Source organism: Citrobacter freundii complex sp. CFNIH2 (genome assembly GCF_002880615.1).
In the GTDB taxonomy this organism is placed as follows: domain Bacteria; phylum Pseudomonadota; class Gammaproteobacteria; order Enterobacterales; family Enterobacteriaceae; genus Citrobacter_A; species Citrobacter_A amalonaticus_F.
In genome coordinates this window covers 2374203-2386969 of record NZ_CP025757.1, presented here as the reverse complement: position 1 = coordinate 2386969, position 12767 = coordinate 2374203, and the positions used below count along the sequence as shown (strand labels likewise).

Annotated in this window: 13 protein-coding genes; 8 read left to right on the top strand and 5 right to left on the bottom strand. The window is 54.5% G+C overall.

Going from position 1 to position 12767, the window contains the following annotated elements:
* Window positions 1-81 precede the first annotated feature (81 nt).
* The 5 genes from pheP to WM46_RS11780 all read left to right on the top strand — a co-directional run bounded on the left by pheP (window position 82) and on the right by WM46_RS11780 (window position 6120).
* Complete coding sequence (gene pheP / locus WM46_RS11800) at window positions 82-1470, top strand: phenylalanine transporter (protein ID WP_102602336.1); 1389 nt, start codon at window positions 82-84, stop codon at window positions 1468-1470.
* 188 nt (window positions 1471-1658) lie between these two features.
* Window positions 1659-2897, top strand: coding sequence for an MFS transporter (locus WM46_RS11795; protein ID WP_061076755.1), 1239 nt, complete (start codon window positions 1659-1661; stop codon window positions 2895-2897).
* A gap of 15 nt (window positions 2898-2912) precedes the next feature.
* Window positions 2913-3938 carry a sugar phosphate isomerase/epimerase family protein gene (locus tag WM46_RS11790; RefSeq protein WP_102602335.1) on the top strand — a complete coding sequence of 342 codons (1026 nt, stop codon included), beginning with the start codon at window positions 2913-2915 and terminating at the stop codon, window positions 3936-3938.
* Window positions 3931-5073 carry a Gfo/Idh/MocA family protein gene (locus WM46_RS11785; protein WP_102603824.1) on the top strand — a complete coding sequence of 381 codons (1143 nt, stop codon included), beginning with the start codon at window positions 3931-3933 and terminating at the stop codon, window positions 5071-5073. Before WM46_RS11790 ends, WM46_RS11785 begins: the two co-directional genes overlap by 8 nt.
* 75 nt (window positions 5074-5148) lie before the next feature.
* Window positions 5149-6120 (top strand): LacI family DNA-binding transcriptional regulator, encoded by a 972-nt coding sequence (locus WM46_RS11780; RefSeq protein WP_102602334.1) that lies wholly within the window; start codon window positions 5149-5151, stop codon window positions 6118-6120.
* A 1-nt stretch (window position 6121) separates the two neighbouring features.
* Here the strand turns inward: WM46_RS11780 and WM46_RS11775 are convergent, their stop codons facing one another.
* From WM46_RS11775 to WM46_RS11760, 4 genes are all read right to left on the bottom strand, one after another.
* Window positions 6122-7369 carry a mechanosensitive ion channel family protein gene (locus tag WM46_RS11775; RefSeq protein ID WP_102602333.1) on the bottom strand — a complete coding sequence of 416 codons (1248 nt, stop codon included), beginning with the start codon at window positions 7367-7369 and terminating at the stop codon, window positions 6122-6124.
* A 76-nt stretch (window positions 7370-7445) separates the two neighbouring features.
* Complete coding sequence (gene nfsB, locus WM46_RS11770; protein WP_102602332.1) at window positions 7446-8099, bottom strand: oxygen-insensitive NAD(P)H nitroreductase; 654 nt, start codon at window positions 8097-8099, stop codon at window positions 7446-7448.
* A 98-nt stretch (window positions 8100-8197) separates the two neighbouring features.
* The gene (locus tag WM46_RS11765; protein WP_061076760.1) at window positions 8198-8566 is read right to left on the bottom strand and encodes an MmcQ/YjbR family DNA-binding protein; all 369 of its coding nucleotides are present in this window, start codon (window positions 8564-8566) and stop codon (window positions 8198-8200) included.
* Entirely contained in the window at window positions 8566-9147 is a 582-nt protein-coding gene (locus WM46_RS11760) for a TetR/AcrR family transcriptional regulator (protein ID WP_061076761.1), read from the bottom strand. Before WM46_RS11760 ends, WM46_RS11765 begins: the two co-directional genes overlap by 1 nt.
* 192 nt (window positions 9148-9339) lie before the next feature.
* On the opposite strand from WM46_RS11760, the gene WM46_RS11755 reads away from it, so the two are divergent.
* From WM46_RS11755 to WM46_RS11745, 3 genes are all read left to right on the top strand, one after another.
* The gene (locus WM46_RS11755; RefSeq protein ID WP_102602331.1) at window positions 9340-10473 is read left to right on the top strand and encodes an MBL fold metallo-hydrolase; all 1134 of its coding nucleotides are present in this window, start codon (window positions 9340-9342) and stop codon (window positions 10471-10473) included.
* Complete coding sequence (locus tag WM46_RS11750) at window positions 10470-10811, top strand: RamA family antibiotic efflux transcriptional regulator (RefSeq protein WP_061076763.1); 342 nt, start codon at window positions 10470-10472, stop codon at window positions 10809-10811. Before WM46_RS11755 ends, WM46_RS11750 begins: the two co-directional genes overlap by 4 nt.
* Window positions 10812-10944: 133 nt before the next feature.
* Complete coding sequence (locus WM46_RS11745; RefSeq protein WP_102602330.1) at window positions 10945-12570, top strand: alpha/beta hydrolase-fold protein; 1626 nt, start codon at window positions 10945-10947, stop codon at window positions 12568-12570.
* Here the strand turns inward: WM46_RS11745 and WM46_RS11740 are convergent.
* Window positions 12499-12747 (bottom strand): DUF1158 domain-containing protein, encoded by a 249-nt coding sequence (locus WM46_RS11740; protein WP_102602329.1) that lies wholly within the window; start codon window positions 12745-12747, stop codon window positions 12499-12501. The genes WM46_RS11745 and WM46_RS11740 overlap by 72 nt on opposite strands.
* Window positions 12748-12767: the final 20 nt, after the last annotated feature.

Below are 12767 nucleotides of genomic sequence, written 5' to 3'. Positions count from 1 at the left end.
CCATTCCCGTGCCTTTAACTTGCCACCTCCAGCATGAAGTGTTAAAACGTGCCCCTTCTAAAAAAGAGACAGGGGTAGGGCGTGAAAGACGCGTCATCCGCTTCAGGCAACGGCCGTTCTGAAGCGTCGTCGGAACAGAGTCCGACGCTGCAACGTGGTTTGCAAAATCGACATATTCAGTTAATCGCCCTTGGCGGCGCGATTGGTACCGGGTTGTTTCTGGGCATCGGTCCGGCAATTCAGATGGCGGGGCCTGCCGTGCTGCTGGGGTATGGCATCGCCGGGGTTATTGCCTTTCTGATCATGCGCCAGCTCGGCGAAATGGTCGTCGAAGAGCCGGTATCGGGCTCCTTCGCTCACTTTGCCTATAAATACTGGGGACCGTTTGCGGGCTTCCTGTCAGGCTGGAACTACTGGGTGATGTTTGTGCTGGTCGGGATGGCTGAACTGACGGCCGCCGGTATCTATATGCAATACTGGTTACCCGACGTCCCCACCTGGGTCTGGGCTGCGGCCTTCTTTATTATCATTAACGCCGTCAACCTGGTGAACGTCCGTCTGTACGGTGAAACCGAATTCTGGTTTGCGCTCATCAAAGTGCTGGCGATTATCGGCATGATCGGTTTTGGCCTGTGGCTGCTGTTCTCGGGCAACGGTGGTGAGCGGGCGACTATCGATAACCTGTGGCAGCACGGCGGTTTTCTGGCGACGGGCTGGAAGGGGCTTGTTCTGTCGCTGGCGGTGATTATGTTCTCTTTCGGCGGGCTGGAACTTATCGGCATCACTGCGGCGGAAGCGCGCGATCCGCATAAAAGCATTCCGAAAGCAGTCAATCAGGTGGTGTATCGTATTCTGCTGTTCTACATCGGTTCACTGGTGGTTCTGCTGGCGCTCTACCCGTGGGTAGAAGTGAAATCTGACAGCAGCCCTTTCGTGATGATTTTCCACGATCTGAACAGCAACGTAGTGGCTTCTGCACTGAATTTCGTGATTCTGGTGGCATCTCTGTCGGTTTATAACAGCGGTGTTTATTCCAACAGCCGTATGCTGTTTGGTCTGTCCGTGCAGGGCAACGCGCCGAAGTTTCTGACTCGCGTCAGCCGTCGTGGCGTGCCGGTAAACTCACTGCTACTCTCTGGTGCGATCACTTCACTGGTGGTACTCATCAACTATCTGCTACCGAAAGAGGCCTTCGGCCTGCTGATGGCGCTGGTGGTGGCGACGCTGCTGTTGAACTGGATCATGATCTGTCTGGCGCACCTGCGTTTTCGTGCCGCGATGCGTCGCAAAGGGCGCGATACCCAGTTTAAAGCGTTGCTCTACCCGGCAGGGAACTACATCTGTATCGCCTTTCTGGCGATGATCCTTGTGCTGATGTGCACCATCGACGACATGCGTCTGTCAGCGATGTTGTTGCCAGTATGGGTCATCTTCCTGTTTATCGCGTTCAAACTGTCCCGCAAAAAGTAATCTGTTGATGCCCGGTGGCGCTTTGCTTACCGGGCCGACAAAACCTATTACTCGCCACCGCTACTCTCCAACTTTATCGTGACCCCTCTCCCAATTCTGTTTCGATCCACAGGATCTTTTTTTTGTAATCGATTACTTTTCATGTGATGTAATTTGTAATCGATTACTTTTTAAAGGCGAGGCTCAAAATGGTGTCAACAACGGAAAGTAGTGGAAAGGCGATAGGGCAGCATCGGCTGCTGGTACCCCGACTGTCGCTGATGATGTTTTTACAGTTTTTTATCTGGGGAAGCTGGTCGGTGACACTCGGTCTGGTCATGACGCAACACAACATGTCTTTGCTGATTGGCGATGCGTTTTCCGCAGGGCCGATCGCTTCTATTCTTTCGCCGTTTGTGCTCGGTATGCTGGTGGATCGCTTCTTTGCCTCGCAAAAAGTGATGGCGGTGATGCATCTGGCCGGAGCGGTGATCCTGTGGTTTGTGCCGGGGGCATTGATTGCCCAGAACGGGGCGCTGCTGATTGGCCTGCTGTTCGGCTATACGTTGTGCTATATGCCGACGCTGGCGCTGACCAATAACATTGCGTTTCACAGTTTGTCGAATGTCGATAAAACCTTCCCGGTGGTACGCGTGTTCGGCACTATCGGCTGGATCGTGGCAGGGATTTTCATCGGCGTCACCGGCGTGGCATCCAGCATAACCATTTTCCAGGTGGCGGCGGCCAGTTCCGTACTGCTGGCGTTGTACAGTCTGACGTTGCCGCATACGCCGGCACCTGCGAAGGGACAGCCAGTTCAGGTGCGCGATCTGTTTTGTGCCGATGCGTTCGCGCTGCTCAAAACGCGTCATTTCTTTATCTTTTCGCTGTGCGCGATGCTGATCTCGGTACCACTCGGCACCTATTACGCTTACACCGCCTCTTATCTGGCGGATGCCGGTATTGCGGATGTCAGCACCGCGATGTCGTTCGGGCAGATGTCAGAAATCTTCTTCATGCTGGTGATCCCACTGCTGTTCCGCCGTCTGGGCGTGAAGTACATGCTGCTGATTGGCATGCTGGCGTGGTTCGTCCGTTATGCATTCTTTGCGCTTGGCGTAAGCGAAGAGGGGCGCTTTCTGTTGTATCTCGGCATTCTGCTGCACGGCGTGTGCTATGACTTTTTCTTTGTTGTCGGCTTTATCTACACCGACCGTGTGGCGGGTGAAAAGGTAAAAGGTCAGGCACAGAGCATGATCGTGATGTTCACCTACGGTATCGGGATGTTGTTGGGCTCGCAGATTTCCGGGGCGTTGTATAACCGGTTGGTTGCCGGGCAAACCGTGCCGCAGGCGTGGGTCTCATTCTGGTGGATCCCGGCGGTGGCGGCTGCGGTGATTGCACTGATTTTCCTGTTCTCGTTCAAGTATGACGATGACAAGGCGTAATTTTCTGGAGGTGGTATGAGGACGATTAAAGGGCCGGGTATTTTTCTGACGCAGTTTATCGGGGAGCAAGCGCCGTTTAACTCGCTGGAGGGGCTGGCGGGCTGGGCGGCGGGCAAGGGCTATAAAGCGGTACAGATCCCCTGCCATCAGCCGCATATTTTTGATCTGGCAAAAGCGGCGCAAAGTCAGGCCTATTGCGATGACATCAACGGTAAGCTGGCGGAATACGGGGTAGCCATCAGCGAGTTGTCGACCCATCTGGAAGGACAGCTGATCGCGGTTAACCCGGTCTATAGCGACGCCTTTGACCACTTTGCGCCAGCGGAGGTGCGCGGTAACGATGCGGCGCGCCAGGCATGGGCGACGGAGAAGCTAAAACAGGCGGCCGCGGCGTCGGCAAAACTGGGACTTAATGCGCATGCCACGTTTTCCGGTTCGCTGGCCTGGCCGTTTTTCTATCCGTGGCCGCCGCACAATGAACCGCGTTTTCAGGAGGCGTTTAGCGAACTGGCCAACCGCTGGCGACCGATACTGGATACGTTCGATACGCACGGTGTGGATGTCTGTTTTGAGCTACATCCCGGGGAAGACTTGCATGATGGCGTCACGTTCGAGCGTTTCTTGCACCTTCTGGACAACCACCCGCGCTGCAACATTCTTTATGATCCCAGCCATATGCTGTTGCAGCAGATGGATTACCTGGCCTTTATCGACATCTACCACACGCGCATCAAAGCGTTTCACGTGAAGGATGCGGAGTTCCGGGCAAACGGACGCAGTGGGGTATACGGCGGCTATCAGCCGTGGATCAACCGGGCAGGGCGCTTTCGCTCACTGGGTGACGGGCAGATCGATTTCAACGGTATTTTCAGCAAGCTGACGCAGTATGACTTTGACGGCTGGGCGGTACTGGAGTGGGAATGCTGCCTGAAAGACGGTGAGATCGGGGCCAGCGAAGGCAGCGAATTCATCCGCCGCCATATTATTCCGGTCTCCGGACGGGCGTTTGATGATTTTGCTGCCGGAGGCGCCAGTGATTAATGTCGGCATTATTGGCAGCGGATTTATTGGCCCTGCGCATATCGAAGCGCTGCGTCGCCTCGGGTTTGTTCAGGTGGTGGCGCTATGCGACGGAAGTCTTTCTCAGGCACGGGAGAAGGCACAGGCACTGAACGTGCCGCATGCCTATGGCAGCGTTGAGGAGCTGCTCGCGCATCCGAATCTGCAGGTGGTGCATAACTGTACGCCGAACCATCTGCATGCGCAGATTAACCGGCAGATCTTGCGGGCAGGCAAGCACGTCTTCTCTGAAAAGCCGCTGTGCATGACGGCGGAAGAGGCGCGGGAACTGGTGACGCTGGCAGAAGAGGCCGACGTGGTGCACGGCGTCAGCTTTGTCTATCGTCAGTTTGCGATGGTGCGGCAGGCGGCCAGTATGATGCGCGCAGGAAGTATCGGGCGACTGTTTGCCACTCATGGCAGCTATTTGCAGGACTGGATGCTACTGGAAACCGATTACAACTGGCGGGTAGAGTCGGCGCTCGGCGGGGCGTCGCGCGCCGTGGCGGATATTGGCTCTCACTGGTGCGACACGGTGCAGTTTGTCACCGGACGGCGCATCACAGAAGTGATGGCCGATCTCGCGATCGTCTGGCCGACGCGCAAGGCAAACGTTGCGGGCAACCAGACTTTTACTCACGACTCGAACGCCCGGTATGAAGATAAACCGGTAAGCACTGAAGATTTTGGCTCGGTATTGTTCCGCTTTGATGATGGCAGCAAAGGCAGTTTTCGCGTTTCACAGGTGAGCGCCGGGCATAAAAATGGCCTGACATTTGAAATCAACGGCAGCGAGCAGTCCGTTGCCTGGGATCAGGAGATGCCGCAGCAGTTATGGGTGGGGCATCGTGCGCAGGCGAATCAGATCCTGAGCGATGATCCTGCACTGATGAACCGCGATGTCGCCGACAGCGCGCATTTTCCCGGCGGGCATATTGAAGGCTGGCCCGATGCCTTCAAAAATATGATGGCGCAGTTCTACCGTGCCGTTCAGGCTGGAAAAATGCCGGAACAGCCATTGTTTGCTACCTTCCATGATGGCGCGAATGTGATGTATATCATTGATGCGATAGTAAAAAGTCATCAGCAGCAACGCTGGGTACGCGTTGAGCGATGACGCGTTGCCCGGTTCGCCGGGCAACAAATTTATGATAGCCTGCATAAAACGCTAACCGCAGGATGTGTCGTCGTTATGTCTATTCAGAAAATCGCTCAGTTGGCCGGGGTTTCGGTGGCGACGGTGTCGCGCGTGTTGAACAACAGCGACAGCGTGAAAGCGAAAAACCGTGAGCGGGTTTTGCAGGCGATCAAGGAGAGCAATTACCAGCCCAATCTGCTGGCACGTCAGCTCCGCACCGCGCGCAGCCATATGATTCTGGTGATGGTATCCAACATCGCCAACCCGTTCTGCGCCGAGGTGGTCAAGGGCATCGAAGCAGAGGCCGAGAAAAACGGCTACCGTATCCTGCTGTGCAATTCAGGTTCCGATATCGATCGTTCCCGCTCAGGGTTAAGCCTGCTGTCGGGGAAAATCGTCGACGGTATTATCACCATGGATGCCTTCTCCCGGCTGCCGGAACTTGCGGAATTAATCGGCAACGCGGCCTGGGTGCAGTGTGCCGAATATGCCGATGCGGGGACGGTTTCCTGTGTCGGGATCAATGATGTGGATGCGTCGCAGCACGTAGTAAGCCAGCTTGCTGACAGCGGGCGTAAGCGGATCGCCTTGATTAACCACGATTTAAGCTACAAATATGCCCGTCTGCGCGAACGCGGTTATAAGAGCGTGATTCATTTGCGTGATCTGGCCTATCAGGCGGTGGAATATGCCAGCGACCTCAGTTCAGCGGCCGGGATGGCGGCGATGCAAACGCTGCTGAAAGAAAACCCGCCGGATGCGGTGTTTGCCGTTTCTGATACGCTGGCGGCAGGGGCGCTGCGCGCCATTGAGCAGGCGGGTCTTCGCGTACCGCAGGATATCGCCGTGGTTGGGTTCGATGGCACTGAACTCTCTGAGATGGTGTCGCTCACCACCATTGAACAGCCGTCGCGGGAGATTGGCCGCAAAGCGGTTACCTTACTGCTCAATAAAATCGATAATCCGGATGCGCCAACGGAAAGGGTGATGATGGACTGGCGCTTTATTTCACGCGCCAGTACCTGAGTTATTTGGTGAACGCGCCCGCCAGCGAGCGAATATCATTGCCGGTGGGTGACTGGTGAATACGTAGGCCGAATTCTTCCACGACCGCAAAAATATGGTCGAAAATATCCGCCTGAATACTTTCATATTCCAGCCAGACCACAGTATTGGTAAAGGCGTAAATCTCGACGGGTAAACCATGATCGTCCGGCGCTAACTGGCGTACCATTAAAGTCATGTCTTTACGAATGCGCGGATGGTTGCGCAGATATTCGTTCAGGTAGGCGCGGAAAGTCCCGATATTGGTCATCCGTCGATGGTTTAATACCGATTCAGGCGCATCCAGTTGTTGATTCCATTCATCGATTTCCTGATGGCGCGTATCCAGATAAGGCTTCAGCAGACGCGCTTTATACAGGCGCTGCTTTTCATCATCATCCAGAAAATGAATACTGGTGGCATCAATGCTGATGCTGCGTTTAATCCGTCGACCGCCGGAGGCCGACATACCGCTCCAGTTTTTAAACGAGTCTGAAACCAGTGACCAGGTGGGAATGGTGGTGATGGTATTGTCCCAGTTGCGGACTTTCACCGTTGTCAGACCAATATCAATGACCGCGCCGTCCGCGCCGTATTTCGGCATTTCTAGCCAGTCGCCCAGTTTCAGCATGTCGTTAGCAGAAAGCTGAATGCCGGCAACCAGTCCCAGAATCGGGTCTTTAAATACCAACATCAGCACGGCCGCCATCGCGCCCAGGCCGCTAATCAGGATTGCCGGGGATTGCCCCATTAACAGCGAGATCACCAGAATGCCAACGATAATCGCGCTAATCAGTTTAATGCCCTGAAATATGCCTTTGAGCGGAAGCTGAGAGGCTGCCGGTATTTTTTGCGCCAGATTTAAGATGACGTCCAGTAATGAAAACAGCGACAGCAGGGCATACATCATGATCCACAACTGCGCGCAGGTGGTCAGAATGTCTGACGCTTCACTGCCTTTTTGCAACCACAGCGCGGCCTGAATGTTGACGATAATCCCTTGTAGAGTAAACGCCAGACGATGGAATAATTTGTTCTGGGTAATAATCTGTAGCCACAGACGGGAACTGGCGGTGGCGCGTTTTTCAAATGTGCGCAGTACCACCCAGTGCAAAATAATATGCACAATGACGGCAGTGAGAAAAATAATACCGAAAATCATCACCAGCGAGGTGGTGTGATTCATCTCAATACCCGCTAAATCTTCGACCTGGGTAATTAATTCCTGCATAACCTCTCCTTTATAAAACAGCGGTCAATGATGACCGCTGAGGGGAAATTATGCAAACGGAGGGGCGCTGGGTGAATTACACCTCTGTCAGCGTGGTTTCCAGCGGCAGGCGAGATTTGGGCAGCGACGCGTTGAAATCTTCGACGCTGTGATGGCCAACCGGAACCACGACCACGCTGGTGAAGCCTTTTTCTTTCAGGCCAAATTCCGCGTCGAGAATGGCTGCGTCGAACCCTTCAATCGGTACCGCGTCCAGACCCAGTGCGCCAACGCCTAACAGGAAGTTACCGACGTTCAGATAAACCTGTTTTGCCATCCAGTGCGCGTCATCTTTCAAATCTTTTCGGTGCATATCGGCGAAGAAAGTACGCCCTTTGTGGTTGGCGGCTTTCGCGTCGGCAGAAGCAAAACGCCCGTCGGCCTCTTCCTGATCGACCACGCGCTCCAGCCACGCATCGTCCATGGCCGTTTTGGCGCAGAACACCACGACATGCGAGGCATCAAGCATTTTGCGCTCGTTGAAGACATAGCTACCGGCGGCAGATTTGGCCACACGCGCTTTGCCTTCATCCGTGCTGGCAACGATAAAATGCCACGGCTGAGAGTTGGTGCTGGACGGACTGTACTGCAGCAGCGTTTTGATTTTCTCTGCTTCTTCAGCGGTCAGCTTTTTATTAGGGTCGAATGCCTTGGTGGAGTGACGCTTTAAGGCCACTGAAACGATATCCATAACTACTCCCGGTTGGTTTTAATACTCGCAGGGTACAAGGTTCTCTGGACGATGATAAGAGAGATAATACGAAAACAGTTTTCGGCTTACGCGACCAATCAGAGAGGGCGGATTCGTTTTTGGTCGCGTTTAGCCAGGCCATCGACGACTAAATTCCACGAATCGTCGACCAGTTCTTCCAGCAATGACTCGCTGATGTCATCGCCGGGGGCGACGGAAATCCAGTGTTTTTTGTTCATGTGGTAACCGGGGGTAATGCTCGGGTAAATCTGCTGATTCAGCAGTGATTTTTCCGGATCGGCTTTCAGGTTAATCACTGCGCGGCGATTAAATTCGGTCACGATCATAAAAATCTTGCCGCCAACTTTAAACACGTCGTATTCCGGACCGAACGGCCAACAGTGTTCGGTAAACGGAAACGCCAGCGCCAGACGTTGCGCGCACGCGTACAGCGTTTTTTCGTCCATTATGCTTCCTCACGGGTGAGGGCGCGCCACATCGCTTCAAAGCCCAGGGAGATAAATTCACTGGCGCGAGCCGGTTCGCGAGCGGCAAATTCCATTGTCGTTTCTGCCAGCGTTAAAAACAGCGCATCGCCGAAAGCCCGATACTCATCGGACATAAAGACCGGCAGCACCGAACGGTGGCAGAGATCGCGTAGCTCAGGAAACAGGTCGTCGGCTTTTTGTTCCGTCTCTTTGGTGATTTTTTCACTGACCGCTAACTGGCGAATGGCGCGATGTCCCTGGGTATGGTTGAGGCCCCAGCTGATATAGCTGCTCCAGATGAAAAAGGTCAGCACTTTGGTATCCGTCAGTGAACGATCGAGATTCTCGATCAGCGACTGGCATAGGCTCTGTTTAAGATGAAGATAAAGTTCGTTGATTAACTCGTCTTTTGTCGCGAAATAGCGAAACAACGTTCCTTCTGCCACGCCTGCGTTGCGGGCTATCACAGCGGTCGATGCCGCGATCCCGGATTGCGCAATGGCCGTGGTTGCAGCCTCCAGTAATGCCTGTTTTTTGTCTTCACTCTTCGGACGAGCCACTACACTTTACCCTTAAGATTGTCTAAAAAGGTGATTGAAACACGGCCTTTGCAGCGCCGCAACGGTGAATGTCAAAGATTGAAAATCATCTTGACGCGAAACTTCCGATTTCTATAATGAGTGCTTACTCACTCATAATCAAGAGTCAGCCGCGCAAACCATCGGACCGGAGCGCGTTTTACAGGTCAGGATATGAAGCCTCTCTCCGTTTGTGTGGTCGTTATTATGCTCATTGCCAGTGCAGCAACGTTACCGTTTGTCCTCAATGCTGGCTTCGGCCAGGCGCCGCAGGGCGCTCAGCTTAGCCAGGTAGAACAATCCGCGAACTACCGTGATGGGCAATTCCATAATCAGGTGCCAACGCCGGGCTATACCGGAAACAAAAGTATGCTCGCGGCATGGTGGGAGTTTCTGGTCGCGAAGCGTGAAAATGCACGGCCTGCACAGCCCTTACCGCTGGTTGCCACCGATCTTGCCAGCCTGCCGGTTGAGCAGAATACCCTGATCTGGCTGGGGCACTCCTCGTGGTATCTGCAACTGGACGGCAAACGCATTCTGATTGACCCGGTTTTCAGCAGCTACGCCGCACCGTTTTCGTTCCTTAACAAAGCGTTCGCCGGCGAGTATCCGTGGACGGCGCAGACAATGCCGGCGATCGACCTGCTGATCATTTCTCACGATCACTATGACCATCTGGATTACGCCACCATCACTGCGTTAATGCCAAAGGTGAAGCGTGTGCTTACGCCGCTGGGCGTTGGCTCTCATCTGCGATACTGGGGAATGAACGGCGACATTATTGAAGAGCGCGACTGGAATCAGTCCGTCAGGGTCGACGATTCGCTGATGATTCATGTGCTGCCCGCGCGACACTTTTCCGGGCGTGGCATCAAGCGCAACCAGACGCTGTGGGCCAGTTTTCTGTTTGAAACGCCGGCACAGAAAATTTATTACAGCGGCGACTCGGGTTATGGCCCCCATTTCAGGGCGATTGGCGAACAGTTTGGCGGCATCGACCTTGCCATCATGGAGAACGGTCAATATGACCAGGACTGGAAATACATTCACATGATGCCGGAAGAGACCGCGCAGGCGGCTCTGGATTTGCGGGCAAAAGCGATATTGCCCGGTCATGCCGGACGCTTTGTGCTGGCAAAGCATAGCTGGGATGACCCCTACAAACGACTGGCGCTGGCCAGTCGGAATAAAGCCTACCGTCTGCTCACTCCGATGCAGGGGGAACCGGTGAAGCTGGATGATTCAGCACAACGGTTCACCCCATGGTGGGATCAGGCAACACAATTGCAGGAGAGGAGTTCCGAATGACCATTTCTGCTCAGGTTATCGACAGCATTGTCGAGTGGATAGATGATAATTTGAACCAGCCGCTGCGCATTGACGACATCGCCCGTCATGCGGGTTACTCCAAGTGGCACTTGCAGCGTCTGTTTTTGCAGTACAAAGGGGAGAGCCTGGGGCGCTACATTCGCGAGCGCAAACTGCTGCTGGCGGCGCGGGATCTGCGCGAGTCCAACGAAAAAGTGTATGACATTTGCCTGCGCTACGGGTTTGACTCTCAGCAGACTTTCACCCGCATTTTCACCCGCACGTTTAACCAGCCGCCAGGCGCCTACCGCAAAGAAAATCACAGTCGGACGCACTGATTCTTTCCTGATAGCGGGAGCTATCAGGAATACTTCTCAGCTCTACGCAGCGCTGCAATTACCCAAATATTATTGCAAATAATTCCCATTTACATTAGCGTGGCTAACAAATTTCATGAGGAACGGTTGGCCAATGAAGATGGCGTGGAGTGGTTTGCTGCTTGGGCTGGGGACGATGTCGGCTCAGGCAATGCCGTGTTCGACTCCCTCTGTGCAAGGGGAGCAGCAAGGGAAATTTGATGCCAGCGGGGAAATCTGTTTTGTCCTTCCTGCGCTAAATGAAAACTATGTCTCTGCAACGCTTTCCGGTATTACTGATGCCCGATTGCTTGATGGTCAGAACCGACGTATTCGTACGTTGCTGGAAGGCGGCCCTGCGGATGGTGAGCATCAGCTATTGTTTTCACTGCCTCAGCAACAGGTCACCTCGCTGGTGCTACACGGCAATGAAGGCATGCGCTGGCGCTTCTCCTGGCAGATGAAAGAGACGACACCTTTACCGCGAACTCAACGCATGGCCCCCGTCAGTCCCGTTTTGCAGCAACTGGAAAAAGCCCTTGCGGCGGGCGCAGGCACCACCGAATTCTGGCAGGATCGTCAACGTTACGGCACGCCGCTGGTGGAACCCTACGATGCCGATCACAAACGCGTGACTTTTCTCTGGCGTGGCGCAAAACAGAACGTTTTTCTTTTCGGTTCACCGGCGGGCGATCACGATCCGCTGTTTCGTTTAGGCCATTCCGACGTCTGGTTTCGTAGCTATGTCGTTCCGAAGGATACGGTCATGCAGTATAAGCTGGCGCCGGATGTCCCACTGATCAACGGATCGCCTCGCGATCAGCGGCGTGCCATCCTGGTCAGCGCGCAGGCCGATCCGTTCAACCCGCTGACGATCGGCGCGAAATTTGCCGATCGCTGGAACCAGTCGTCGCTGCTCGATCTCAGTCCATCCCGTTTTTGTTCGGTTCAGGCCATGTCGCAGCCACTGCGTCACGGTTCTCTGATGCGGAAAACGATCGCCAGCGAGCGACTGGGTAATACGCGGGAAGTGGCGATTTATCGCCCGCACACCGCGCAACCGGCGCGCTGGACGCTGATCCTGTTTGATGGCAAAACCTATCTGGATGAATACCATATCGATCGGGTTATTGATGGGCTGATTGCTCGTCATCAACTCCCGCCAGTCAATGTGGTGTTTGTGGATTCTCTCGATCACCCACGGCGCGGTAAAGAGCTGCCGCCAAACCCGGCGTTTGCCGATTTTATGGCTTACGAATTGCTGCCCTGGTTGCGTCAGCAGGGCATTGCTCTCACGCGACAAAAAACGGTGCTGGCGGGATCCAGTTATGGTGGGCTGGCATCGTCATGGGTGGCGTTACGCTATCCGCGCCTGTTTGGCAACGTGCTAAGTCTGTCTGGTTCCTATTGGTGGGCGCCGAAAGGGGAGGAGGCCAGTTGGTTGACCCGGCAGTATCAGGATTCACCGCGTTATCCGGTGAAATTCTGGCTGCAGGCCGGACGCTTTGAAATGCAGGGGCCAAACGGTGGGATTTATCGCAATACGCGGGCGTTTGAAAAGGTGCTTCGGGAGAAAGGCTACACGGTCAGCTTTCACCCGTGGTCAAGCGGCCACGACTATACCGCGTGGTGTGAAGCGCTGGTCTACGGAATGCGGGATTTCACCGGCTTAGTGAGCCAGCGAAAACCAACGACGCCACACGTAGCGAATCACGAAATATTCAACAGCGCCAAGCGCTAAGAACCACAGGCAGAACAGCAGCGTATAGAGCTGGTTGAGATCCATCAGATGGAAGGTCGCCACCAGCTTTTGCGCCAGCACCAGTCCCAGTGACGGCGCGGGAAGCAGCAGGCAGGAGAGAAAAGCCAGCAGCAGAATACCGGCGGCGGTCATCAGGGATTCAAGCGGGTGTTTCATGGCATTGTTAAACTTGAGTT